The sequence below is a fragment of the Chloroflexus sp. genome (genome assembly GCF_034431535.1).
Lineage (GTDB): Bacteria > Chloroflexota > Chloroflexia > Chloroflexales > Chloroflexaceae > Chloroflexus.
In genome coordinates this window covers 1-24,284 of record NZ_DAOUDC010000038.1, presented here as the reverse complement: position 1 = coordinate 24,284, position 24,284 = coordinate 1, and the positions used below count along the sequence as shown (strand labels likewise).

The 24,284-nt window shown below is 61.1% G+C and carries 21 protein-coding genes; 8 read left to right on the top strand and 13 right to left on the bottom strand.

What is annotated here, in order from left to right:
* The 8 genes from U9R61_RS09680 to U9R61_RS09645 all read right to left on the bottom strand — a co-directional run bounded on the left by U9R61_RS09680 (position 1) and on the right by U9R61_RS09645 (position 7,836).
* Positions 1-582, bottom strand: a complete 582-nt coding sequence (locus tag U9R61_RS09680; protein ID WP_066791507.1) for a CDP-alcohol phosphatidyltransferase family protein — start codon at positions 580-582, stop codon at positions 1-3.
* A gap of 12 nt (positions 583-594) precedes the next feature.
* Positions 595-1,257, bottom strand: coding sequence for a DUF4013 domain-containing protein (locus U9R61_RS09675; RefSeq protein WP_322488606.1), 663 nt, complete (start codon positions 1,255-1,257; stop codon positions 595-597).
* Between the two features lie 359 nt (positions 1,258-1,616).
* Positions 1,617-2,342 carry a DUF4013 domain-containing protein gene (locus U9R61_RS09670; protein WP_322488605.1) on the bottom strand — a complete coding sequence of 242 codons (726 nt, stop codon included), beginning with the start codon at positions 2,340-2,342 and terminating at the stop codon, positions 1,617-1,619.
* Positions 2,342-3,529 (bottom strand): CinA family nicotinamide mononucleotide deamidase-related protein, encoded by a 1,188-nt coding sequence (locus tag U9R61_RS09665; RefSeq protein WP_322488604.1) that lies wholly within the window; start codon positions 3,527-3,529, stop codon positions 2,342-2,344. The genes U9R61_RS09670 and U9R61_RS09665 overlap by 1 nt, the downstream gene beginning before the upstream one ends.
* A 55-nt stretch (positions 3,530-3,584) precedes the next feature.
* Positions 3,585-4,013 (bottom strand): YtxH domain-containing protein, encoded by a 429-nt coding sequence (locus tag U9R61_RS09660; RefSeq protein ID WP_322488603.1) that lies wholly within the window; start codon positions 4,011-4,013, stop codon positions 3,585-3,587.
* 147 nt (positions 4,014-4,160) lie between these two features.
* On the bottom strand, positions 4,161-5,945 hold the full coding sequence (thrS, locus tag U9R61_RS09655; RefSeq protein WP_322488602.1) for a threonine--tRNA ligase: 1,785 nt from the start codon (positions 5,943-5,945) through the stop codon (positions 4,161-4,163).
* A gap of 12 nt (positions 5,946-5,957) precedes the next feature.
* Positions 5,958-6,527 carry a hypothetical protein gene (locus U9R61_RS09650; RefSeq protein ID WP_322488601.1) on the bottom strand — a complete coding sequence of 190 codons (570 nt, stop codon included), beginning with the start codon at positions 6,525-6,527 and terminating at the stop codon, positions 5,958-5,960.
* Between the two features lie 520 nt (positions 6,528-7,047).
* Positions 7,048-7,836 carry an ABC transporter permease gene (locus U9R61_RS09645; RefSeq protein ID WP_322488600.1) on the bottom strand — a complete coding sequence of 263 codons (789 nt, stop codon included), beginning with the start codon at positions 7,834-7,836 and terminating at the stop codon, positions 7,048-7,050.
* Positions 7,837-8,422: 586 nt separating this feature from the next.
* Here U9R61_RS09645 and U9R61_RS09640 point away from each other — a divergent pair.
* The gene (locus U9R61_RS09640; RefSeq protein WP_322488599.1) at positions 8,423-9,478 is read left to right on the top strand and encodes a glycosyltransferase family 4 protein; all 1,056 of its coding nucleotides are present in this window, start codon (positions 8,423-8,425) and stop codon (positions 9,476-9,478) included.
* Positions 9,479-9,754: 276 nt separating this feature from the next.
* Positions 9,755-10,729 (top strand): ATP-binding cassette domain-containing protein, encoded by a 975-nt coding sequence (locus U9R61_RS09635; protein WP_322488598.1) that lies wholly within the window; start codon positions 9,755-9,757, stop codon positions 10,727-10,729.
* A 165-nt stretch (positions 10,730-10,894) separates the two neighbouring features.
* On the opposite strand, the gene U9R61_RS09630 is transcribed toward U9R61_RS09635, so the two are convergent.
* From U9R61_RS09630 to U9R61_RS09615, 4 genes are all read right to left on the bottom strand, one after another.
* Positions 10,895-12,022 carry a sugar phosphate nucleotidyltransferase gene (locus U9R61_RS09630; protein WP_322488597.1) on the bottom strand — a complete coding sequence of 376 codons (1,128 nt, stop codon included), beginning with the start codon at positions 12,020-12,022 and terminating at the stop codon, positions 10,895-10,897.
* A 209-nt stretch (positions 12,023-12,231) separates the two neighbouring features.
* Positions 12,232-12,813 carry an ANTAR domain-containing response regulator gene (locus U9R61_RS09625; protein WP_322488596.1) on the bottom strand — a complete coding sequence of 194 codons (582 nt, stop codon included), beginning with the start codon at positions 12,811-12,813 and terminating at the stop codon, positions 12,232-12,234.
* A 163-nt stretch (positions 12,814-12,976) separates the two neighbouring features.
* Entirely contained in the window at positions 12,977-14,056 is a 1,080-nt protein-coding gene (locus U9R61_RS09620) for a dipeptide epimerase (protein WP_322488595.1), read from the bottom strand.
* Positions 14,057-14,110: 54 nt separating this feature from the next.
* Positions 14,111-15,052, bottom strand: coding sequence for a DMT family transporter (locus tag U9R61_RS09615; protein WP_322488594.1), 942 nt, complete (start codon positions 15,050-15,052; stop codon positions 14,111-14,113).
* Positions 15,053-15,259: 207 nt separating this feature from the next.
* Here U9R61_RS09615 and alr point away from each other — a divergent pair, with 207 nt between their 5' ends.
* From alr to U9R61_RS09585, 6 genes are all read left to right on the top strand, one after another.
* Positions 15,260-17,692, top strand: a complete 2,433-nt coding sequence (gene alr / locus U9R61_RS09610; RefSeq protein ID WP_322488593.1) for an alanine racemase — start codon at positions 15,260-15,262, stop codon at positions 17,690-17,692.
* A gap of 473 nt (positions 17,693-18,165) precedes the next feature.
* Positions 18,166-18,330 carry a hypothetical protein gene (locus U9R61_RS09605; RefSeq protein ID WP_322488592.1) on the top strand — a complete coding sequence of 55 codons (165 nt, stop codon included), beginning with the start codon at positions 18,166-18,168 and terminating at the stop codon, positions 18,328-18,330.
* Between the two features lie 69 nt (positions 18,331-18,399).
* The gene (locus U9R61_RS09600) at positions 18,400-18,627 is read left to right on the top strand and encodes a hypothetical protein (protein WP_322488591.1); all 228 of its coding nucleotides are present in this window, start codon (positions 18,400-18,402) and stop codon (positions 18,625-18,627) included.
* A gap of 907 nt (positions 18,628-19,534) precedes the next feature.
* Entirely contained in the window at positions 19,535-19,804 is a 270-nt protein-coding gene (gene rpsO / locus U9R61_RS09595; protein ID WP_066791488.1) for a 30S ribosomal protein S15, read from the top strand.
* 236 nt (positions 19,805-20,040) lie between these two features.
* Positions 20,041-22,329 carry a polyribonucleotide nucleotidyltransferase gene (gene pnp, locus U9R61_RS09590; protein WP_322488590.1) on the top strand — a complete coding sequence of 763 codons (2,289 nt, stop codon included), beginning with the start codon at positions 20,041-20,043 and terminating at the stop codon, positions 22,327-22,329.
* Between the two features lie 42 nt (positions 22,330-22,371).
* Positions 22,372-23,214 carry an alpha/beta hydrolase gene (locus U9R61_RS09585; RefSeq protein ID WP_322488589.1) on the top strand — a complete coding sequence of 281 codons (843 nt, stop codon included), beginning with the start codon at positions 22,372-22,374 and terminating at the stop codon, positions 23,212-23,214.
* A gap of 6 nt (positions 23,215-23,220) precedes the next feature.
* Here the strand turns inward: U9R61_RS09585 and U9R61_RS09580 are convergent, their stop codons facing one another.
* Positions 23,221-24,096 carry an ABC transporter permease gene (locus U9R61_RS09580; RefSeq protein WP_322488588.1) on the bottom strand — a complete coding sequence of 292 codons (876 nt, stop codon included), beginning with the start codon at positions 24,094-24,096 and terminating at the stop codon, positions 23,221-23,223.
* Between the last annotated feature and the right edge of the window lie 188 nt (positions 24,097-24,284).

Sequence of the window (24,284 nt, the reverse complement as noted above, 5' to 3'; positions counted from 1 at the left end):
TTACATTGCGTCTTTGCGTTCAGCATCGCCCGGCTCGTCGCGCATAATCTGGATAAAGCGCCATCCATACTGCACAAACGACAAGCTAAACGGCACCAACGCCGCGTAGAGCGCCGGTTTGCCCCACCGCGGGCCGCCGGCTAGATAGAGCAGGGCGACGATCGTCATGGCCAGCGTCGTGAGCTTACCGCTGCTCTCGGCGGTGGTAATCTGTGCCTTCCGGCGCAGCACAATCAAGCCCGCCAGCAGAATCCCGACATCGCGGAAGATAAGCAACCCAGTAGCCCACCACGGAAACCCGCGGGTGCGTGAGAGCATCACCGCGGCTGAATCGATCAGCGCCTTATCGGCAATCGGATCAAGAATCTGGCCTAGCTTCGAGACTTCGCCGCGCCGGCGGGCAATCGGGCCATCGAGCGCGTCGGTAATCATTGTAATCGCGAGCAACAGTAATGCCCGTTCGCGCCGATCGGTGCGCTGCATATAGTAGATCGTCGCCGGCAAGAGCAGCAACCGGCTGATCGTGAGCAGATTCGAGGGGTAGAGGAGTTCTCGCGGTTCGATGAGATCACGGAGCGCCATAGCCTCCTCCTCTTACGACAACGACGACGGTGACGAAACCTGACGAACGGTTTGCCCTAGTAGGTGGCCGAAGACGAGCGCGGCATAAGCGATTGTGAATAATATGCCAAAGAACACGATGATGGCGCCAAGGCCAGCGACGAAATTGCACAAGATCGAGAGCAGCCATAGCACCAGCCACTCAGCCGGATTGCGCCGCAGCAGCGCAAACACCTCACCCAACTGCAATGCCGCGCCGGCAGAACCGGTCTGTATGTAGCGACCGCTGCCCACGATCAGCAACGGTTGGGTAATCAGCACCAACGGCACCAGCAGGAGATTCAGGCAAAGCACCAAACCGATCAAGATACCGATCGGCGGTTCATTATTGCCGGTTGCAACCACCACCCCCACGATCAGGCACATAAAGAGACACATGATCAAAAACATGGGCAGGTAGTAGACGATATAGATGAACGCGCCGTACAATCCCTCACTGAAGACAGCGCCGAACTGGTTAAGCCGCGGGAGTGGACGGTCGCTTCCGTTAGCGACGGCGCGGGCAGTATACAAGATACACCCCAATGCGGCAATCTGGCCGATAATTGGCACCAGTTGCAACAGGCCGACCACGACGATCACTTGCCACCAATCAGGGTCATCGAACACAAAGCTAAAGGCGCGAGTCAGATTCATGCAGGCGCTCCGGTATTGTTATCGCACAGGGCGCGCAGGGTCATCACCATCAACTGCCGCGGTTTACGTCTTTGTGCTTCACAGGCGGGGAAGCGAATAGTCAGCACAGTGGGCTGCTCGCGTCCCCGCACCAATCTTCCCGCCAGCATACCAGAATGCCTGAGCCGATCGCTCCCATTGGGGATTGCTTCGCTGCGCGGAGCGCGGCTCACAATGACATCGGCGATGGTGGCGCACAGCTCCCTTTGTCATTGCGAGGGTGCCCAGCGCCCGAAGCAATCTCCCACTTCAGTGAAAGACCGATCAGCGTGTACCTACCGCGTTCGCACAACAACCCTACTGTACCATAATCGAGCCGGTTATGCGTGCAGCTCCCGTTGGGCCTGCCGTTCGGCGGCAACGTACAGTTGCGCGCCGGCCAGTTGGGCGAAGACGCCGGCGCTGCACAAGAGCCAGCCGGTAAGGATGATGAGCAAAAATGGAGCATTGGTCGTGATCAACCAACCAGTCAGGGCGGCAATCATCGCTGCCGGCAGATACGCCGCCAGACTAGCCCAGCGCGCGCGCCAAAAGTGTACCCGGTAAGGCGGCTGCAAGGCGCGCCGCACCGTCTCGATGCTGAGGGTGCGCTCGATCTGGCCCTCTTCGGCGAAGATGAGCCGGCCAACCGGTGCAACGCCGATCAGCAAAAAGCACAGCCAGACCAATCCTATTAGTGCCACAATACTGGCGGTGATCGGCTCAAGCAGCGCGGTCTGCGCCGCCAACACGAGCGCCAAGCCGCTGCAACCCAGCGCCAAGCCGCCAACCATGAGCGGCAACACAAAGAAGGCGAGATCGATCAACAAGGCACAAATGCCGGTCAGGGCGCGCAGCGTCCGATCACGCCACGGCGGCAGCGGAATGGGAAAGCCACGCCGGGTATTGTCGTAGCTCTCCATGATGAAGCCCACGGCCAGCGGCAAGCCGATAATCGTCATCGCCAGCGCACCGTGGAGCAAGCATTTGCGCCACCACGCCGGATCGCGCCAGATCAGCGCAACAGCAGCCGGTAATGTGGTTGGCGAAGGCAACGGTGCGTACACTACTCCGGCTCCTCGGCCAGATAGCGGCGCAATAGATCGAGCGCCGCCGTGCCGATAAACTCGCGGCCCTCGGCTGAGCGCAGGTCGAAGGGGCGGGTCAAGCGCCGTTCGCCGTTTGGCGTCACTAGCGCAAAGGCCACCGCCGTAAAGCCCTGTTCATTAAGTATGCTAGCCGGTTGTACACCCAACGCTAGATCGCTCTGCCAGTGGTCGGCCACCGTAGACGCGCCGGCAGCAGCTAAATCCGACGCGGCTTGCTCGTCGGCTGGCCGGTCAAGCGGGTGGATTTCGACCCCGCGCAACCGCTGCTCGATCTCCGGCGTGGCGAGCAGGGCATGCAACACCGGCGCTTGGATGATCCCTTCGTACAGTGCCAGCGTGAGGTTTCGTTCGCGCAGTAAGCGGGCCACAACCACCGGCAACTCTTCGGCGCCGAGCAGGTATTGGCCGAGGCGCTCGCGGATAATCGCCTCGGTTTGGGCGATCAGCGCTTCGGCTTCGGCTTGGCTTTCGGCGCGAGCGCCAATGCGCAATTCGTAGCGCGCTCGCTTGGCCGAAATGCCGACGCTCGGATTGGCCTGCTGCATGAGATCGGCAATCCGCTCGCCGATCACACTCTCGCCCAAGCCAACCGCGTGAAGGGTGCGGACAAGGATCACGGTGGTGATGCCTCGTTCCTCCCGCAAATAGGGAATCACCGCCGTCTCGAACAGATAGCGCATTTCGCTCGGCACGCCGGGCAACACGATCACCGTGCCGCGTGCGTCTTCGACGAGAAAGGCTGGGGCGGTGCCGCGCGGGTTGGGGATCACGCGCGCGCCTGCCGGTACGTATGCCTGCCGCCGGTTGCTCTCGCTCATCGGGCGGTTCATCGCGGCAAAGCGCGCGGCGATCTGGTCGAGTAGTTCTTGATGGAACTCAAGCGGGCGATCGAACGCCGCCGCCACCGCTTCGCGGGTCACATCATCGAGGGTCGGGCCAAGCCCGCCGGTGCAGATAACCAGATCGGCCCGGTCGAGTGCCTCGCGCACCGCCTGCTCGATCCGTTTGGCGTTATCGCCGATCACCGTCTTGCGGTAGACATTCACGCCGGCAGCGGCCAGTTGGCGGGCAAGGTAGGCGCTGTTGGTGTCGATGGTGACGCCTAGCAGTAGCTCTGAGCCGATCGCGATGATTTCGGCGTCCATAAATCTCCTCATGGGGCGACGCGGGCGCGACGCGGGCGCGACGCGTGCATCGCCCTTACGGCGTCGTTGATGGATCGGACGATGGCGGTTCGTTGATCCGCTTGCGATACTCGCGCCACAGCTCTTGTTCGCGTTCGGCGGCGGCGCGCTGGCCGGCGGCGATCGCGGTGCGCAATCGTTCAGCGAATGACTGGCGGGTGACGCTGGCGCGGGCAGCGAGCGTCTGGCGAAGGTCGCGGCCCGAGCGCGGGTTGAGCAGCGCGACCGCTGCGACCCCGACGGCAGCGCCGATGAGCAAACCGGCGATAAACGCGCCGGTGGCCGAAGCGGTTTGGCGTTCGTGTTCGCGGCGCAACGCGGCCAAGAGGCGTTGGGCGGCTTCACGTTCGGAGGCTAGCGCCTCGAGCGTGGCGGCACGTTCGGCGTGGATCGACTCGGCGAAGCGGCGCGCGACCTCAGCGATCGCGTCGTTCTCAACGGTCATCGGCGTGCTCCTCAACTTGTCAGGATGGGTAGAACCTGTCGGTGAAGCGGGTGCTCTCAACCACTTGCGCATCGCTCGCTCCCCACTTTACCTCTCTCCACAAGTAGGGAGAGGGGTGAATCACTCGCTTGCTCTTACGCCTGCGACCTACCTGCGGGTGCGGATCTCTTCCAATGCGCGGGCCAAGAAGGCATCGACCGGCATTGCGCCAAGATCCTCACCGGTGCGAGTACGGACGGCGACAGCATCAGCAGCTTCCTCTCTGGCGCCGATTATAAGCATATAAGGTATCTTCTGCAACTGTGCCCGCCGGATCTTCCCTTGCATACGATCGCGGTTGTCGTCGAGCTCTACCCGCAAGCCGGCAGCGAAGAGGCGCTGGCGCACCTTGCGCGCGTACTCCATCTGTTTGTCGGTAATCGGAATGACGACTGCCTGCACTGGGGCCAGCCAGAGCGGGAACGCGCCGCCGTAGTGCTCGATCAAGACCCCCATAAACCGCTCGGTGGTGCCGGTGACGGCGCGGTGCAAGACGACCGGCGTGTGTGGCTTGTCGTCTTCGCCGATGTACTCGCAACCCAAGTGGGCCGGCTGGATGAAATCGACTTGGATCGTGCTCAATTGCCACTCGCGCCCCAATACATCGCGGGCCAAGAAGTCGGCTTTCGGGCCGTAGAAGGCCGCTTCGCCCTCGGCTTCAAAATACTCGACGCCGTTGGCTTCCAGCGCCGCGCGCAAGGCAGCGGTCGCCTGCTCCCACTTTTCGTCGTCTTGCACGTACTTGCCCTCTTTGCCGCGCAGCGACAAGCGCACCTTGTAATCGGTGAACTTGTAAGTTCCCAACACCTCGCGGATCACTTGCAGGGCAAGGCTAAATTCCTCTTGAATCTGGTCGGGCCGGCAAAAGATATGGCAATCGTCTTGGGTCAAGGCCCGCACTCGCGTCAGCCCGCTTAATGCCCCGCTATCTTCGTAGCGGTAGAGGGTGGCAAACTCGGCGAAGCGCAGCGGCAGATCACGATAGCTGATCACGCCCAGTTGGTTGTAGAGGGTCATGTGGCTAGGGCAGTTCATCGGCTTCAGCCGGAAGACCAGATCCTCGCTTTCAACCATCGGCGGGAACATGCTGTCGCGATAGTTGTCGTAGTGGCCCGACTTGCGGTAAAGCTGCTCCTTCACCACATTGCCCGTCCAGACGTGCTGGTAGCCGTAGCGGGTCTGCACCTCGCGCACGAACTTTTCCATCTCGTGCCGGATGATCTCGCCTTTGGGGGTAAAGATGGGCAAACCGGGGCCAATGTCGTCAGAGAAGAAGAACAGGCCCAATTCCTTGCCCAGACGGCGATGGTCGCGCTTGCGCGCCTCTTCCAACTGGTGCAGATAGGCTTCCAGCTCTTCTTTGGTGTTCCAGCCAGTGCCGTAAATGCGCTGCAACTGGCGATTCTTCTCATCGCCGCGCCAATACGCGCCAGCGATGCTCATCAGCTTAAACGCTTCGGGATTGATCTCGCCGGTATGGTTGAGGTGCGGCCCGCGGCAGAGATCCTCGAACGTATCTTGGCGGTAGGTCGAGATGACCGTATCGCCGTGATGGGTCTCGCCATATTCGTCCAACCCCTTCGCCAGCCCCTCGATTAATTCGAGCTTGTAGGGCTGATTGGCAAAGAGCTGGCGGGCCTCTTCGGCGCTGACCTCGCGGTAGATAAACGGATGATTCCCGGCAATAATCCGCTTCATCCGCTGTTCGATCTCGGTCAGATCTTCCGGCGTCAACGGGCGGGGCAGGTCAAAATCGTAGTAAAAGCCATTCTCAATCGGCGGCCCGATAGCCACTTTACCGTCAGGAAAGATTTCAAGCACAGCCTGCGCCATGACGTGGGCCAACGAATGGCGCAGACGGTAGTACGGATCGCTCTTGGGATCGACCGGCATGGTTGAACTCCTTTACCTCAACACAATCGTTAGCATACCATTATCAATCCGCGCCGCGACAATTTGGCGGCCCTGCCGGAGCAACTCGGCATTGAGCCGTTCGTTGAGGGCAGTGGTCAGATCATTGACCGAAACCAGCGCCGCCAGCGGCCCCTCGATCTGCGGATCGACTGCCGCCACCCGGCCATCGCGCACCGTCAGGCTCGTGCTGACTACACTGGTCATTCCATAAGCATGCACCGTTACAATGGCGCGATCGGCGACCAACTGCACACTGGCGGTTTCAACCGGCAACACTGCGTCGATCCCGGCGAGGTAGCCGTTGATCTCTGCTTCACTGACCGTCACTTCGCCAGCTGGCAACGCAGCGATCAAGTCGGGCAACGGCGCGTTGGCCGTTGCAGCAGGTGGTGCGAGCAGGTCGGCGATGCTGCGACCGAGTGCAGTGCTGAGTTGGGGACGGGCCAGCAGCAAGTAGAGTGCGGCAATCACCACCAACCCCACCCCAAGCCGGGCCAACTGGCCGGCGCACCCGCTCGCCTCACGGCGTCGCGCCGGTTGCCGGCGCGCGGAAGAACGCATATCAACTCCTCCTTGCAGGCGTCATAACTCAAACAGCTCTCCGTCCGCACGGGGACGAAGAGCTGCTTCGTGGTTCCACCCTGTGTTTACGCAACGCCAAACAATGGCGTTACGCCTCATTAGTCGCGATAACGGGCGAATCCCGTGCTCCCATACTAGCGTATAGTGTTCCGGGAGCCGCTCGGAGGGGGTTTTCACCGGGCCCATCGCCAGACACGCTCTCAGTCGCGGCGTGCCCTCCCTGTGGCCGGAACCGGGTTACTCGTCCTCGTCGGCGCTTTGGCTATCTAACCGGTTGACATGGTAGCGCGAAGCGGGCGGCGCGTCAAGGCGGAATAGCCACGAACAGCCGCAAACGCCGCAAAAACAAGGAGAAGTTTGAGCGTTTTGTGTCGCTTCGTGGCTATTTCACCCATCACCAATGTACAAGAAGGAATAGCCGCGCAAAGCCGCAAACGCCGCAAAAACAAAGAGGAGTTTGAGTGTTTTGTGTCTTTTCGAGGCTATTCACTCAAGTGAATTACGCCCCTACCGCACTGTAGCGTGACACCCCTTCGCGCCACAACCAGCGCAGCAACAACCCCAACAGCACTGTCCACCCGATCTGGTGCGCAAACCCCCACGCAATTGCCGCCGGTTCGAGCCGGCCCAACAGCAGCTCTAGCGGGAAGGCCAGCATGGCGCGGAACGGCAGCCATGCCAACACTGCCGTTACCGGCGGCGGCAACAGGTCGAGCGGAATTAGGTAGCCGCTGCTGAAGGTGTACACCCCAAACCAAAAATCTTGCAACGCCAGCACCTGTGTCCACCAAAAACTGAGTACGCCGATGCAGCACTGGTTGAGGAAGTAGACCGTAAACGCCAGTGCGATCGCGAGCGGCAAGAAGGCCAAACTGAGCGGATCGGGCCGGGGGATGGCACCGGGAGCGATCATAGCGGCGATCAGCGCGATCGGTGCCACCATGATCAGGCGTAGCGGTTTGTCGGCCAGCGCCATTGCCAGATAGCGCCAGAGCGGATGCACCGGGCGCAAGAGGTGCGGCGATAGTTCACCCAAGCGGATGTCGCGCTCCATATCCCAGATGATCCAGACCCCGGTCAGTTGGCGAATGCAGAGCGCACCGACAAAATAGGCGACGAAATCATCGCTGGCGTAGCCGCCGATCACGCCATCACCGGCTAGCGTGCGCCAGACGGCCAGCATGATCAGCGGTAGCATACCGGTGATAACCCAGATGAAGAGTTGGGCGCGGTAGGCGAGCGCATCGGCCCATGCCGCGCGCATTAAGACGGCGAATTTGGCTGGCATAGGATGGTTTCTGTCAATGTAAGGGCGATTGTATTGCCGGTGTCCTCTCAACCCCAGCCCCTCTCCTACTAACGTGGGAGAGGGGAGTCCTATGTAGTCCGTACAGGCATTCTTCCCGCAAAAGCGGGAGATTGCTTCGGGCGCTGCGCGCCCTCGCAATGACATGAGGGTACACATCATGAGGACAGGGCGCGAACAGCGTGCAAAGGCAAACATACCATTGCTGGCTGCCAGTCCTTCGCCGGTGTCCCCTCACCCCTAGCCCCTTTCCTACGAACGCGGGAGTGGGACGCTGCTGCATTCCGCTTCCGCAATACCTTGCCCGTTATCCAGTGGCTCTCCCTCTCTTGCCGTGAGGCGGGAGGAGGTGAGGGCCAGCAGCCCGCGCAGCGGGCTTCGTCAGCCTAGCCCAGCCCTGAAGGGCCAGCGATAAGCGGGCTATTTTAGTTCATACATTCTGTCCGCTCCTCAACTCTAGCAGGGGATGTTGAGAGGGGCGAACGCGTACAGTGGCCGTATTGTATCAGACAATTTCCCCACTTTGGATTATGATAGAAACGGTATCTTTCTTGCATTCGGAGACTCCATGCGCATCGCGTTTCTCGACTCGTGGCTCCAGCAGGTAGCTGAAGGCAGCGGCACCGCCGCTGCCATCGGCGGCTTGGGCCGCGCCCTCCGCGCTCATGGCCATCACATTGCCCGCATTGCCCCGCCGGTGGCATGGCCGCCAAACCTCACCCTGCGCCGGCTATTGTTTAATCTGTACGTTCCTGCACTCCTGCGCGCCTTGCCCTACGACTTGATTGTTGGTGTAGATATCGACGGCGTATTGGTGGCGGGGCGCGTCACCACGCCGTATGTGTGCAGTGTGAAGGGGGTCATTGCCGAAGAGCTGCAACACGAGCGCGGCAATGTGCGCCGCTTGCTCTGGCTGCTCTCGCGGCTAGAGCGGATCAATGCCCGTCGCGCGCCATTGGTCATCACCACCAGCGACTATTGCCGGCGCAGCATCCAGCACCACTACGGCGTGCCAGCCGAGCGCATCCGGCTGGTGCCGGAAGGGATCGATCTGGCGACATGGCCGCTGCCGCCGCCTCGTGGCGCCGGCCAGACCATTCTCTGCGTAGCTCGCCAATATCCGCGCAAGCACATCGCCGACCTGATCCGCGCTTTTGCGCAGGTGCGGCAGCATTTGCCCGCCGCCGAACTGGTAATCATTGGCGATGGGCCGGAACACAATACCCTGCGCGCGCTGGCCGCCGAACTGAACTTGGGATCGGCCTGCCGCTTGCTTGGCGCGGTACCCGACGATGATAAAGTGAAGGCGTGGTACTACCGCGCTGATCTCTTCTGTTTGCCCAGCGTACAAGAGGGATTCGGTATCGTCTTTCTCGAAGCGATGGCCGCCGGCTTGCCAGTCGTCGCCACCACTGCCGCCGCTATCCCCGAAGTAGTGCCCCACGGCGAGGTGGGTCTTTTGGTGCCGCCCAGTGATGTGCCGGCCTTGACTACAGCATTAACTACCTTACTGGCCGATCCGGCTCTGCGCCAGCGATATGGCGCGTTTGGCCGCGAATACGTTGCCCGCTTCGACTGGATGCGGGTGGCGGAACGGTTTTTGGCCGTGACGCGGGGGTGGTGAGCGGCTTTGCTGCGCTCGCAATGACAGGTTCCGGTGTCATTGCGAGGGAGCGGCGGCGCCCAGCTCTGCTGGGTGGCGCGCGACGAAGCAATCTCCTCCTTCAGCGGTAGCAACCGCTCAGGGCATCCCTGCCGTGCTCGTGGGGGATGGCTTCGCCGCCTGCGGCGGCTCGCAATGACAGCTGGGGGCAGGAGATTGCTGCGCTCGCAAAGAGTAGTACAATCTTACCAGCAAAGCAAGCTGTAGTCGCCCTGCGTTTAGCAAGTAAAGTATCCTATGTCGATAGAAGTGCGCGGCCTGCGCAAATACTACCAAGTCCATCGCAAAGAGGCTGGTCTCGCCGGCTCGCTGCGCGCGTTCGTGCGCCGGCGGTACGAGACGGTAAAGGCGGTGGACGGGCTTGACTTCACGATCGCTTCTGGCGAGATGGTCGGGTTTCTTGGCCCCAATGGCGCCGGCAAGACCACGACGCTGAAGGTGCTGGCTGGTCTGCTCCATCCGACCGCCGGCGAGGTGCGGGTACTGGGGTTTACGCCCTTTGACCGTCAGACCGCGTTTCTCAAGCAGATTACGCTGGTGATGGGCCAAAAGCAGCAACTGCTGTGGGATCTGCCGGCGATCGAGACCTTTGAAGTCAATCGGGTGATCTTCGAGGTGCCCGCTGACGAGTATCGGCGCACCCTTAATGAGCTGATCGACCTACTTGAACTCGGTGACTTGCTCAATAAGCAGGTGCGCAAATTGAGTTTAGGTGAGCGGATGAAGTGCGAATTGGCGGCAGCCTTGCTTCACCGCCCCAAGGTACTCTTCCTCGACGAGCCGACCATCGGCCTCGATGTGACGATGCAGGCCCGCGTGCGCGAGTTTGTCGTCGAATACAACCGGCGCTACGGCGCGACGGTGTTGCTGACCAGCCACTATATGGCCGACGTCACCGCCCTCTGCCGGCGGGTGATTGTGATTAATCACGGACGCTTGCTCTACGATGGCAACTTGCAGAGCATGGTCGAGCAGGTCGCGCCGCATAAGATCATTCATCTGGTGTTGAGCGAGCCGGTGCCGGTCGAGACGTTGGCCCGCTATGGCGAGGTGCAACGCGCCGATGGGCTTGAGGTCGAATTGAAGGTTGCCCGCCACGAAACCACCCGAATCGGCGCTCGCCTGCTGGCCGAGTTACCGGTGGCCGATGTCAACATCGCCGAGCCGCCGATCGAGGAGATTATCGGTGAGGTCTTCGGCCAACCAGTGTAGGGGTACCCCGTGCGGGGCGTGATCGGACACGACGTAATCCCACGGACAAGCGGCTCCGGGCCACTTGGGGGCACCCCGTGCGGGGCGTGATCGGACACGACCCGGTAGCGCCGCACGGCGGTGAGATGTTCGGCTAGCCGGTGTAGGGGACGATGCCTGCGTCGTCTACCCCGCCGTAACCACCTCCCCGGCGGCGACAATCGCGCCGCGGGTGCGCATGTCGGTCAATGTCAACACGCCGTTGACCACTGCTACTGGTTGGACACTGGTATCTTCACGAGCGGCAAGCACAGCATGCGGCCCAATTTGCGCCCGGTCGTCGATCCACGAATGGCTGATCATCGCGCCAGCGCCAATCATCACCTCGCTGCCGATCACCGATCCGCCAATCATTGCCCCACTGCCAATCGTTGCTCCGGCTTCGATCGCCGACGCGATGATCAATGCCCCCGGCCCGACCACCACCCGCGGGCCGATCACGGCTGGCCCGACGATCTTCGCTTGCGGGCCGATCACCGCGCCCTCGCCAATCACCACCACCCCCTCGATATCCGCCTCCGGATCAAGCCGCGCCGTGCGGGCAATCTGCGATTGCGCCAGCCGCGCCAGCAAAAACCGCGCCGCTAGCAAGGCTTCCCACGGTGTGCCGACTGGAATCCAATGGCCGGTGCAGATGTGGCAGACGACTGGGTGCTGATTGGCCAGCAACGCGATCAAATCGGTCAATTCGAGTTCGCCGCGTGGCGAAGGGATGATTTGGCGTAACAACGGAAATACTGCTTCGTCAAGATGGTAGATGCCGGGGTTTGCGAGCGCATCTGCCGGCGGGTTGGCCGGCTTCTCGATAATCCGGTACACCAATCCATCTTGCACATCGAGCACGCCAAACGAACGCGGATCGGCGACACGCAACCCGGCAACAGCATAGCGGTGCTGGCTCACGCCAATGACATCGGTGCGGTCAATCAAATTATCGCCATAAAGCAACAAAAACGGTTCTTCAATCGGTTCGGCGGCCAGCAAGGCGCCAGCCGTACCGTTAATCACGGTTTGATGCACGTAGCGCAGCGCCATCCCGCGATACGAATCGCCAAATGCGGCGATGATCTGATCGGCTCGATAGCCGACCACCAGCGTCACCCGTTCCACCAACCCAACCAGTTCATCGAGGATATGGGCTAGCAGCGGCTGGCCGAGCAGCGGGATCAATGGCTTAGGACGATGTTCGGTCAGTGGCCGCGTGCGGGTAGAGGCGCCGGCAACCAGAATGACTGCGTGGCAGGCAGCAGGCATGGTCTCCTCCCTGAATGGATCGATCCGGCTTCAGGATACCATGACCTGTGGATTTGTTGCCAAACCGCAATTGAGGTGAAGGCGCAGAGGAAGCAAAGGCGCAGAGGTTGGGAAACGCAAAGCCGCAGAGGGTTTGGTGGGGAGGGATACAAGCGCGCTTGTGCCCCCACCCTCCTCTGCGTCTTCTGCGCTCTCTGCGGTAAATGCCCCTATCCACCTGCCAACTGGCGGGTCAGCAAAATCGCCTGCGCCACTTCGCGCATCGTCTTGCGATTGCGCATCGCCAGTTGCTGAATGCGGCGGAAAGCTTCCGCTTCACTGAGACCGTGCAGATCCATCAGCACACCCTTAGCCTGCTCAATCTCCTTGCGGGTTTCGAGCCGGTCGCGCAATGCGATGACCTCATTGCGGCGCGCTTGATATACCTGCCAGCGTGCGAGCGTCACCTCAATCAACGGCATCAACTCAGCATCGCGGAAGGGTTTTGTCAAATAGCCAAAGACGCCGGCCATCCGCGCTCGTTCAGCCAATTCCCGCGACGCCGAGGCTGTGAGCAGGATCACCGGCGCCAACCCTTCGTGGCACAAGATGGTTGCCGCTTCTAAGCCATCAAGATGCGGCATTTTGTAATCGAGAAATACCAAGTCAGGCCGCATCTGGCGCGCCATTGCCACCGCTTGCTGCCCGTCCGCCGCTTCACCAACGATCAAATAACCGAGCGCGAGCAACGTCTCACGCAGGTGCATCCGGATCAACGATTCATCATCAGCAATCAAGAGTCGTGCTGCCATGCGTGCTCCCGAAACAATAAGCACCCGCCGCCGCAACGGTGCGACGCGCAGGTGGCATCAATGCGATGTGTCAATGTAACATCAAGCATACGCTTTGGCAGTGGTGAACGCTATGGCAGAATTGCACAATGAAAGATAGGGGAAATTTGTAGAGACGTACCCGTTACGGGTTCGCCGGTTCGACGCCGTGGCCGGCAGTGATGTGACTGAGGTCAATCGTTCCACCCCACAGCCTAAAACCGCCCTCAAAGGGATTCTCGGCAAGGAAGAAGGGCGTGTCAAGATCGACGAAGCGGAAGCCGCCTAGACCGGCGGCGAAGTGGGCCGACATGGTCATGGTGAGGATCGACTCAACCATGCCGCCGATCATCAGCCCTAACCCGGCAGCGCGGGCAATGGCGGCAATTTCGAGCGCCTCGACTACACCAGTCTTCATCAGTTTAATGTTAATCACATGCGCCGCTCGCTCGTGAGCGATGCGCAACACATTCAGCGCGCTGGCAGCCGTTTCATCGGCGGCGATGGGAACGCCGCCCCACTGCACCAGTTGGCGCATACCGGCCCAATCATCGGCAGGCACCGGCTGCTCAACCAAAGCCGGCACGATCTGCTGCAAGCGCAACGCGCCGAGCAATTCGAGCATCGCCTCAGCAGTCAAGCCGCCGTTGCCATCGAGGATCAACGGTGCGTCAGGAGCAATCGCGCGGATAGCCGTGATGCGGGCTAAGTCGTGGCTCAAATCGCTGCCGCCAATCTTGACCTTGATTTGGCGAATGCCTCGATCAAGAATATCGAGCGTAGCCAGCGCCGCCGCTTCGACCGTGCCGGTGGTGATGGTCATATCGGTTTCGAGCGTATGGCCGGTGCCGCCAAAGAAGACGTACAGCGGCAACCCGTAATGGCGAGTGAGCGCATCGAGTACCGCCGTCTCGATTGCGCAACGGGCCGAGCCATAGCTGCCGATCTGCTCGCGCAACCGGCACGCAAGGGCCCGCCATTCGCGCACGTCAGCACCCTCTACTGCCGAACGCACCGACTCAATCGCCGCCTGCGCGCCGGCCTGCGTCTCGCCGTTGAATGCCGGGAAGGGGGCCGCTTCCCCATAACCGCGGATGCCGTTCGCTAGTTCGACCATCACCAACAGATTGCGGGCCACCTCTTGCGCGCCGCCGGCAATGCCGAACGGACTGTGCAGCGGAATATCGAGCGGCGTCACCGACAAAGTGCGGATGGTGGTCGTCATAAGCGGCTCTCTGCTATACCAAAACTACGTGTACATCCGTGGCCTATTTCCCGCTCACACCCGATACTGCCGGCGCAGATAGACCGTAATCGTCACCAACACAATCACTGCCCCCAGCACCTGCCAGATACTCTGCAACTGCTCGCCAAGCAGCAGGGCAGCCAACGCCAGCGCACTCACCAGCCGCCAACTCATCGTGCTGCTCACCAGCGGCGCACCGAGTTGGCGCAGGGCCACAATCTGGCCGAGGTTCGCGCCCAACAACACACAGACAACGAACGCGGCAAACACCGCCCAATCGTACGGGCCAATCTCGCCAAACCGCTGCCATGGCTCGCCCAAGAGCACACTCATCGCGCCGCAAGTGACCGTCAGCGTGAGCAGTTGAATCAACAACATCGCTTCAGCCCGCACCTTGCCCACCCCGGTTGCGCGCGGCACCAGTATCATATAGAGCGCCAGTGCGCACGCCGAGACAAAGGCGATTGCAATGCCAAGCAGATCGCTTGCTGTCAAGCGCAAGACCGTACCGCTGGCGACATCGCCGCTCATCATCAATAATGAGCCAACGATCGAGAGCGCGATGGCGGGCAACGTAAATGGCGGCAGCCGCTCACGGAAGAAGAGCTTGCTCATCAGAGCGACGATCAACGGCGTGAGCAGCGTGATCAGTTGCACATAGATCGCCAGCGTAAAGCGCGCCGAAGTCAGGTTCGTCATCGCGCGCACGCTTACCACTAGCGCAAACAGCCAAATGATCGGCGTCACCCAGACCTTGCGATCAACGTGGCGGTAGGCAAAAGGGAGGTAGACAAGCAGCGCGATCGCGTTGCCGAGGCTGAGAATCGCCATACTCGGCAAGTGGCTTATTGTCTGGAGATAGCGGGCTAACACCGGATAGGCGCCCCAGCCGGTGTGGGCAAAGAGGGCAACCACCAACCAGAGCCACGAGACTCCGGTGCGGGTTGCAGTTGCAGTAGCGGATGAATTACTCATAGCGGGTATTATAGCAAAGGTTGATTGAGCCATAAACGAAGCGGAGACGCGCCCTCGCAATCTCCCGCTTCAGCGGAACCAACCGCTCAGGGTATCCTTCCCGTGCTCGGGGGGGGATTGCTGCGCTGCGGCGGCTCGCAAGGGCAAACGGGCGAGCGGCTTGTAATAATATTGGCACATGCATTCGTTGGCCTCAGGAGCATCGCTATGCCCATTGATCTCGCCGATCTAATTGCCGCCGGCGGCGCGCTAGCCGGCCCGGCGTGTACCGATACCTTCACCGATTGGAGTTACGACTCGCGTTTGACCAATGCCGGCGAGTGTTTTATCGCTCTCCGCACGGCGCGGGCCGATGGCCACGACTATATTCCGGCGGCGATTGCTGCCGGTGCGCGGGGGGTGTTGTGCAGCCGCCCTCCCCACGATGCTGGCGCTGCGACGGTGATCGTCTGTCCCGATCCGCAGGCGTTGTTGCTGCGCTGGGCCAGTGCCCGCTTGCGCGCGCTGCAGCCCACTGTGATTGCTGTGACCGGCGGGATCGGCAAGACCCTTGCCCGGCGCGCGATTGCCGCTGTGCTGAGCCGGCAGGCCGCTACTTTTCAAAGCCGGCGTAATTTCAATTCGCTGTTGGGGTTGCCGATTGCGCTCGCCCGCCTGCGCGACGGTGATCGCTATGCGGTGCTCGAATTCGCCGGCGAGCATCTTGCCCCGCTTGCGGCTGCTTTTCCGCCCCGTCTTGCCGTGATCACGCCAGCTGCCGATCCCGCAATGGCGGCATGGGTAGCTGAGCAAGGCGCACAACTGCTCATTGCCGCCGAGCCGTTCCGCTACACCGGCGCGAACGGGATTGATCTGCGCGCGACAGCGATTGATTACCGGCGCGATGGCGTCTCGTTCATTGCCCAGAGCAGCGAAGGCGAACTCGCGATCACCACCCCGCTGCTTGGCCCTCCCGGTGTGGCGGCGGCGCTGGCGGCGGTAGCAATGGGCCGGGTGTGTGGTGTGGCGCCGGAGGCGATTCAGCAGGCGTTGGCCCAGCTCGAAGCGCCGGCAGGACGCCTGCGGCCTTTGGCGGGGGCGCAAGGAGAGACGATCCTCGACGATAGTTTCAATGCCACGCCGTTGGCGATGCGCGCCGCGTTGCAAACACTGGCCGCTTTGCCGGCGCGGCGACGGATTGCAGTATTGGGTACGCCTACTGAACTGCCGGCTATTGACCCGACCCCGATCTTGACCGAAATCGGCGCGCAGGCGGCGCAGAGCGCCGATTACCTCGTGCTTAAGGGAATCGGCGCGGCGACAATGGCCCACGCCGCGCGCCTTGCCAATCCAGCGGCGAGCATCCACGTCGTGGACACCAATGACGCGGCGCGGGCGGTGCTTCCCGCCGAGCGGGGCAATGACGATCTAGTGCTGGTGTCGGGCGGTGCCAGTGAACGGCTCGAACAGGTGATCGCGCCGCTGCTCGCCGCCGATCATCCGCCTGAACGCTCGCTGGTGCGGCAAGAACCGGCATGGCGCAGCGTGCGGATCGGCGATCCGGGCCGCCCGACGTGGGTGCATCTCGACTTATCGGCCATTGCCGATAACGTCCGCGCCCTCCGCGCTCACGCCGGCGTGCCGCTGATGGTCGTGCTCAAAGGCGATGGGTATGGTCACGGTGCTGCGCGGGTAGCGCGGGCGGCGTTAGCTGCCGGAGCGGAAGCGCTGGCTGTCGCAACGCTTGGCGAAGGGCGCACGTTACGCGCCCAAGGCATCAACGCGCCGATTCTGGTGTTAGGCTATACCCCGCCGTGGCAGGCTGCTGACGCGATCCGGCTTGATCTGATGATCACGCTCTTTGACGATGACACCGCACAGACGCTCAGCGCCGCGGCGGCGGAACTAGGCCGGCCTGCGCGGGTTCACATCAAAGCCGATACCGGCATGGCCCGCCTGGGACTACCGCCTGCCGAAGTAGGCCCGTTTCTCCACCGGCTCCACGATCGCCCCGGCATCGAGCCGGTTGGTCTCTACACCCACTTTGCCCGCGCCGACGAAGCCGATCCTGCGCCAACCGCCCAACAACTGGCCCGCTTTCAAGCCATCCTAACCGAGATCACCAGCGCTGGCTTACGTCCGCCAATCGTCCATGCTGCCAACAGCGCCGCCACGTTACGTTTCCCAGCCGCGCGCTTTGACATGGTGCGACCCGGTCTCGCCTGCTACGGCCTCGCCCCCAGCCCGGATGCGCCGCTCTTGCCCGGCATGCGCCCGGCCCTCAGCTTCTACAGCGAAGTCGCCCAAGTGCGCACCCACCCCGCCGGAACACCGATCTCGTACGGCGGCGTCTACGTCACCCCGCGCCTAGCGCGCATCGCCACCATCCCGGTTGGCTACGCCGACGGCCTCCGCCGGTCGCCGCCGTGGCGCGAGGTGCTGATTAGCGGGCGTCGCGCCCCCATCGTCGGGCGCATCTGCATGGACTACATCATGGTTGATGTCACTGATATTCCGGGAGTACAGCGCGGCGATACGGTGACGATCATCGGGGGGCAGGGTGATGATGCGATATGGGTGGATGAAATCGCTGGCTGGCTGGGCACAATCAGTTACGAAGTGTTGACCGGCATCTTGCCGCGTGTGCCGCGTGAGATTTAGCGGTATGGAAAGATATGGAGTGCGGCAGTCAAACTGTCGCACTCCATACGGTACAGAAATAGCTCCAAAGAAACGCAAAAGGCACAAACATGTATGGTGTTTTATTTGTGTATTTTGCGTCTTTTTGTGGCTATTCCTGCAGCCGTTCATATCCTGCGGAGGGAGGCCTATTTCTTCTGCCTCCTCCGTGCCCTCTGCGGTAAACCAAACCACAAGAACGCCTTGATGTCACCGGTCTGTTGTACTATCATACCCGGTGTGACAACCCTACTCTTGGTCGGTTCAGCAGCTTATACCATTGTCCCCGGCGTGCAACCGGCGTGGCGGGCGGCGGGTACGGTGCACCGTGTTGTATTGCGGTCATGCTCGACATGATCCTTCCTGATACAGTATCATTATCTGTAGCCGGCAGCGCCGATGACGTGCTTGAGTTGATCTCTTGCGCCTGACCCAATCATCGCAGGCACTTTACCTTGCTCAGCGACATTCATGACATTGAACCTATTGCGAGCAACACCGGCATTCGCGAACGCGAGCGGTTGCAGAAGCGCTATGGCGCTGCGTGCTGGCGTAAACGCAAGAGGATCGCCACGATTGTGTTAGCCGACGGTTCAGTGCATCGTGCTGAATTGCCCTAGTATGAAGCGACGGAGATCGGGCGCAAGGAGATTAACATCAAGTGCTTGCTGGATTGAAGAGGTGCATGGATGATGAACCAACCGGTCACGTTTGCGATCTGCATCGAAAATACCGATTATCCAGCCGCGCTTGAGCGCCGTAAGTTGTACCAAGTGCTGCCCGATCCGATTGCTGAGGCGCATCAATTGCTGCCGGTGATTGACGAATCAGGAGAGGATTATCTCTATCCGGCCAACTATTTCGTGTTGGTGCATTTACCGCCGCAAGTGGAAACGGTGGTGTTGCAGGCTGGGTGACATACCGATTGCTGGTGTGTACGGTTCTACTGTAAAGAGTTATTCTACCGCTAATATTGGGCGGGCCAGTTGCAGGTGCTGGTAGACCTGAACGGATCTCGCCATTGGCCGGTTCTTCAGCGTGGATACCATCGTCCCCGGCGCGCAGGAGCTGACTCACGAGCCGAGCGCGGCGATGAAGGTATGAACACAGCCACAACAAGATACAACTGGCGTCAAGGTTTGATGAGATGACTCCCGGTGAGCTTCCATCTCAATGATTTTCCGTCTGGTTGTGGCTCCCACAATCAATAACCCAGCGTACAGGCACCGAATCTATGCTTAGCAACGTAGCCGCACTTTCAGTCCAGTACTGCGGCGATGGGGTGGGTAACTCTGAAGAGTTAGTGTCGCAGCAATGGCTTACAATACCTGACCTATTGCATGTTGCACCGGCTATCGCTACAATGATCCTACGGCTATGGTGCGGTAGGATCGTCCCTGAGAACAGTACTTATGGAACGTATGCTCTTGGATGAACACCACCTGTCGCCTGACATGATCCGCGACTTGCGAACGGTCTCAGTGATTTTGGCTCAGCAGCTAATAGCCCAGCGCCGCCACCACGCAACCGGCGTGGCGGGCGTTTAGCCAGCGCACATCTCACTGCCGGGAACGCCGCGACGTGCGCTTCCCCCCTGCGCCCTCGGCGGTAAAAATTTTCCCGTGGCCGGTTCCTGAGCGCGGATACCATCATACCGTTGCGCAATCAGCGTGGCGGGCGGTTACCATCATCTGCTAGGTAGATGCTCTCGTGTGCGCGACATAAGTTGGCAAAACGCAACGATCTATGCTATAATGGCGACGCTTATATCAGGAACGCCGGGCTGCGCCAGCCCGCGCGCGATTACACGAGGAGGAACTGCTCGTGGCGCTTGAAAAAGAAGAAAAGTCGCAAATTATCAACGGCTATCAGATCCACGAGACTGATACCGGTTCGCCCGAAGTTCAGGTCGCGCTCTTGACCGAGCGGATCAACCAGTTGATCGAGCATTTGCGCGTCCATATCCATGACCATCACTCGCGGCGCGGTCTGCTCAAGCTTGTCGGGCGGCGGCGGCGGCTGCTCAACTATCTGCAGTCCAAGGATCGCGAACGCTACCGCAATGTTATCAATCGCCTCGGTCTGCGCCGCTAGTATGATAGGGCAACCGTCAGTGTAAGCTAAGGTCAACGAGAGCGCCAGCGGCATTCGCCGCCCGGCGCTCTTTGCTTGCAGTCGTCTGGCGCGGTGGTTCGGGATTGGCGCATGCGCGTGAGCCGCTCGCGTGTATACGCCAGTGCCGAACTCCGCGTCCCGGCCGCGGTCGTGCGGCCACCATGGTTTCAGAGGGGCGCACCGGCGCCCCGGTTAAGCAGGAGTTGTAAGGAAGTATGACAGAACGGAAGATTTACACCGTGAGCGCGGAGATCGCCGGCCGTACCTTGACCCTTGAAGCCGGTCGTTTCGCCGAACAGGCCGATGGCGCGGTGGTGGCGCGGTATGGCGATACGATGCTGCTGGCCACCGTTGTGTGCGCCAAAGAGGCGCGGGAAGGCACCGATTTCTTCCCTCTCACCGTTGATTACGAAGAGAAGATGTACGCCGTAGGTAAGATTCCCGGCAATTTCTTCAAACGCGAAGGCCGCCCCACTACCACTGCGATTCTCATCTCGCGGTTGACCGACCGCCCGCTGCGCCCCCTCTTCCCCAAGGGGTTCTATAACGAAGTGCAGGTGATTATCACCACCTTCTCGATCGATATGGAGAACGACCCCGGCCCGCTGGCGATTATCGCCGCCTCGGCAGCGTTGTCGATCAGCGATATTCCTTTCGCTGGCCCGGTCGGCGCGGTGCAGATGGCTCATCTCAACGGCCAGTTGGTCGTTAACCCCAAGATGGGCGAGATGGAGCAGAGCCGGCTCGATCTGGTCGTTGCCGGCACCAAAGATGCGGTGCTGATGGTCGAGGCTGGCGCGCATGAGTTGACCGAAGATGAGATGTTGCAGGCGGTGATCGATGGCCACACCGTTTGCAAGCAGATTTGCGATCTGCAAGAGCAGTTGGTGCAGCTTTGCGGCAAGCCTAAGCGCCCCTTCACCCCGCCGGTCGTTGACACCTCGCTTGAAGAAGCGATTAGCGCGTGGATGGGTGATCGCTTGCGCCAAGCGGTGCGCAGCCCGATTAAGCAGGAGCGCGAGGCGCAGACTGAGGCGCTGAAGGCTGAGGTGATCGCGCACTTTACCGCCGATGAGCCGGAGGAAGAGATTCCGAACCGCACCAAAGAGGTCAGCAAGGCGTTCGAGAGGCTGCTTAAGGATGAGGTGCGCAACGCGATCCTCGATGAAGGGATCCGCGTTGATGGCCGCGCCCTCGATGAGATCCGCCCGATTAGCATCGAGGTCGGCGTAGTGCCGCGCGTCCACGGGTCAGCCGTCTTTACCCGCGGCCAGACGCAGGTGCTCACGATTACCACGCTCGGTTCGCCCGGCGATGAGCAGAAGGTGGATGATCTCGGCATCGAAACGACCAAACGCTACATTCACCACTATAACTTCCCGCCGTTTAGCACTGGCGAGGTGCGCCGGCTCGGTACGCCGCGCCGCCGCGATATCGGCCACGGCGCGCTCGCCGAGCGATCGCTGTACGCAGTGCTGCCGAGCGAAGAGGAGTTTCCCTACACGATCCGGCTCGTCTCTGAGGTGCTCTCGTCGAATGGTTCGTCGTCAATGGCGTCGGTCTGCGGTTCGTCGCTCAGCCTGATGGAAGCCGGCGTGCCGATTAAGGCTCCCGTGGCCGGTGTGGCGATGGGCTTGATTACCGATGAAGATGGGCGCTGGCGTGTGTTGACCGATATTCAGGGCCTCGAAGACGCTCTCGGTGATATGGACTTTAAGGTGGCTGGTACCGCGAAGGGTGTCACCGGGTTGCAGATGGATATCAAGACCACCGGGATCACCTACGAGATTATGCGGCAGGCGTTTGCGCAGGCCCGCGCCGGGCGGCTCTTTATTCTCGATAAGATGAGTGCGGTGATTAGCGCGCCGCGGCCTGAGTTGTCGATCTACGCGCCGCGGATTATGACCATCCAGATCCCGGTCGAGAAGATCGGCGCGCTGATCGGCCCCGGCGGCAAGACGATCCGCAACATCTGCGATACCACTGGTGCCCAGATCGATATCGAAGACGACGGTCGCGTCTTTATCACCACGCCCGACGGCGAGGCGGCCAAGAGGGCGATCAGTATGATCGAGGGCCTGACCCGCGAGGCCAAGGTGGGCGATATCTTCCTTGGCAAAGTGGTGAGCATCAAGCCGTTCGGTGCGTTCGTCAATATCTTGCCCGGCAAAGACGGCATGGTGCATGTGTCAGAGCTTGACGACAAGCGGGTCGAGAACGTCGAAGATGTGGTCTCGCTCGGTGACGAGATTAATGTGATGGTGATCGACATTGACCGCACCACCGGCAAGATTAGTCTCAGCCGGCGGGCGGTGCTCACCGGTGAGACGCCGGAAGAGCGGAAGGCCGCCGGCTCTGCGTCCCGCCCCCGTCCCCGCGAAGAATCGCGTGGTGGTCGGGAGGAGCCGCGCGGCGAGCGGGAAGAGCCGCGCAGTTTGCGCGAAGAATTGCGCGGGCCGCGCCGCGATGCCGATCGCCCGCGCCCGCGGCGGCGTGATGACTAAGCGGCACTGAGGATATCGCGCTGACCAGCATTGCTAACATCGATGATCGCGCTTAACACCGCTGCCACTCATCGCGAGCTCGGGGGCCACGGCCCCCGTCTCATCCATATCGCGCCAGCCAATGGCTTTCCGCCAGAGGCGTATGTCCCCCTCGCCGCCGGTTTGGCGCCGTTTGGGCGCATCCTCGGCTACCGGCCACGTCCGTTGCGTGTCGATGGCGATACGCAACCGAGGGGGACATGGCGCGATCTGGCGGCAGATCTGATCGCCGATCTACAGGTAGTCGCTCACGAGCCGGTGATCGGGATCGGCCATTCGCTCGGCGGGATTTTAACCCTCTACGCTGCGGTTGAACGGCCTGAGTTGTTTCGCGCGGTGGCGCTGATTGATCCGGTCTTCTTTCGCCGGCGCCTACAGGTGTTGATTTGGCTGCTGCGCCAAGCCGGTCAGGGCTACCGCTTCCCACTGGCTCAAGGTGCGCTGCGCCGCCGCGACCATTTCGCTAGTATCGACGAGGCCCGCCAGCGTTGGCAAGGGCGCGGCGTATTCGCCGACTTTACCTCTGCCGCGCTCGAAGGTTATCTCAGCGGCGGCCTGAAGCCGCACGGTAACGGCTACACGCTGGCATGGCCGAAACTGTGGGAGTCGCACATCTTTGCCTCATCGCCGCTCGATGCATGGCGCGATCTTCGCCGCTTGCGCCGACCCCTCTTGATTATTCGCGGTACGTGCTCCGAGCTGATCACCGATTCGGTCTGGCGCCGTTTCCGCCGGGTCGCGCCCCATGTTACCTTGGCTGAGGTCGAGGCCGGCCACATGCTGCCGATGGAAAAGCCGGATGAGGTGGCCGCAATCATCGCGCACTGGATGCAGGGGATCGAATGATGGGGATTACCCTGCCGTTTCGTCGGGCTGCACCCCGCGAATCGCCAACCACAAACACACTGCCGCAATGATCACCGCAATCGAGGCGTAGACGAGCCATGGTGATGGCACCGTTAAATTGCCGGCTGATGACGGCACTTCCCACAACCACGGGCTGCTGCCCGTCTCAAGCGCGCCGGCGGTGATGCCGAGCGCAATGAACGGGTGCAGGCAGAGAAAAGCGCCCATGGTGTAAACGTAAAGTGGGGTGGGTTGGCCGTTAAAGGCATCAATCAGCAACGAAATCACGAAAAACAGAAACGGCACCAGCAACAGAATTGCGATCACCGTCCCCTGCGCCATCACCGTTGCCCCCAACGTTGAGCGCATGACGGTTGACCAAAACAACCCGATCGCCGCGTAACTCACCGCTGTCACCAACAGCCCCACCACCCCGATCAGTACCTCTTGGGCGGTAACACCGCCGAAGATCAGGGCTAGCCCAGCGATCGGCAGCGAGGCCATGATCAACAGCAGGGCAAAGGCAATCGCCGACACCAGCTTGCCAGTCACAATCTGTACTGGCGACAAGAGCGACGCTAGCAAGAGATCGTAGGTCTGCCGCTCTTTCTCGCCGACGATGGCGCCGGCGGTGAGCGACGGCGAGAGAAAGCAAACTTGCACAAGGGCTGCCGTCATCACGGTAAAGAAGATCGCTTTGCCGATCGAACGCGCAGTATTCGGGTCATTCATACTGGCTGAATTGGCGAAAACGGCGTAGATCAGCAGCGTGATCGCGCCGATGATGGTCAAATAGCTAGTCAAAATCAGCCACGCATTGCGCCCGCGAATCCGGCCAAACAGTTCACGGGTCAGCACTGGGTTGGCAAGCAGGTCACGCATTGGCACTCCTTTGCGATACGGAATGGAACCAGTTGTGCATGCTTATATTATCCGAATCTCAAGGAGGCTCGCGCTTGAGTAGGAGATTGCTGCGGGTGCTGGGCGCTCTCGCGATGACAGGGTGCGGCAATGAAACTGCCGCACTCCATATTGGAGCATACCTATCACTGGCCGCAGTTCACCCGATC

Bases quoted from the DNA above. Each gene is read 5' to 3' on its own strand.
- U9R61_RS09600 (WP_322488591.1), top strand. From the start codon at position 18,400: ATGATGAACCAACCGGTCACGTTTGCGATCTGCATCGAAAATACCGAT.
- U9R61_RS09665 (WP_322488604.1), bottom strand. From the start codon at position 3,529: ATGGACGCCGAAATCATCGCGATCGGCTCAGAGCTACTGCTAGGCGTC.
- U9R61_RS09615 (WP_322488594.1), bottom strand. From the start codon at position 15,052: ATGAGTAATTCATCCGCTACTGCAACTGCAACCCGCACCGGAGTCTCG.
- U9R61_RS09585 (WP_322488589.1), top strand. From the start codon at position 22,372: ATGATCGCGCTTAACACCGCTGCCACTCATCGCGAGCTCGGGGGCCAC.
- alr (WP_322488593.1), top strand. From the start codon at position 15,260: ATGCCCATTGATCTCGCCGATCTAATTGCCGCCGGCGGCGCGCTAGCC.
- U9R61_RS09680 (WP_066791507.1), bottom strand. From the start codon at position 582: ATGGCGCTCCGTGATCTCATCGAACCGCGAGAACTCCTCTACCCCTCG.
- U9R61_RS09635 (WP_322488598.1), top strand. From the start codon at position 9,755: ATGTCGATAGAAGTGCGCGGCCTGCGCAAATACTACCAAGTCCATCGC.
- U9R61_RS09630 (WP_322488597.1), bottom strand. From the start codon at position 12,022: ATGCCTGCTGCCTGCCACGCAGTCATTCTGGTTGCCGGCGCCTCTACC.
- U9R61_RS09640 (WP_322488599.1), top strand. From the start codon at position 8,423: ATGCGCATCGCGTTTCTCGACTCGTGGCTCCAGCAGGTAGCTGAAGGC.
- U9R61_RS09650 (WP_322488601.1), bottom strand. From the start codon at position 6,527: ATGCGTTCTTCCGCGCGCCGGCAACCGGCGCGACGCCGTGAGGCGAGC.
- thrS (WP_322488602.1), bottom strand. From the start codon at position 5,945: ATGCCGGTCGATCCCAAGAGCGATCCGTACTACCGTCTGCGCCATTCG.
- U9R61_RS09580 (WP_322488588.1), bottom strand. From the start codon at position 24,096: ATGCGTGACCTGCTTGCCAACCCAGTGCTGACCCGTGAACTGTTTGGC.
- pnp (WP_322488590.1), top strand. From the start codon at position 20,041: ATGACAGAACGGAAGATTTACACCGTGAGCGCGGAGATCGCCGGCCGT.
- U9R61_RS09660 (WP_322488603.1), bottom strand. From the start codon at position 4,013: ATGACCGTTGAGAACGACGCGATCGCTGAGGTCGCGCGCCGCTTCGCC.
- U9R61_RS09620 (WP_322488595.1), bottom strand. From the start codon at position 14,056: ATGACGACCACCATCCGCACTTTGTCGGTGACGCCGCTCGATATTCCG.
- U9R61_RS09625 (WP_322488596.1), bottom strand. From the start codon at position 12,813: ATGGCAGCACGACTCTTGATTGCTGATGATGAATCGTTGATCCGGATG.
- U9R61_RS09645 (WP_322488600.1), bottom strand. From the start codon at position 7,836: ATGCCAGCCAAATTCGCCGTCTTAATGCGCGCGGCATGGGCCGATGCG.
- U9R61_RS09675 (WP_322488606.1), bottom strand. From the start codon at position 1,257: ATGAATCTGACTCGCGCCTTTAGCTTTGTGTTCGATGACCCTGATTGG.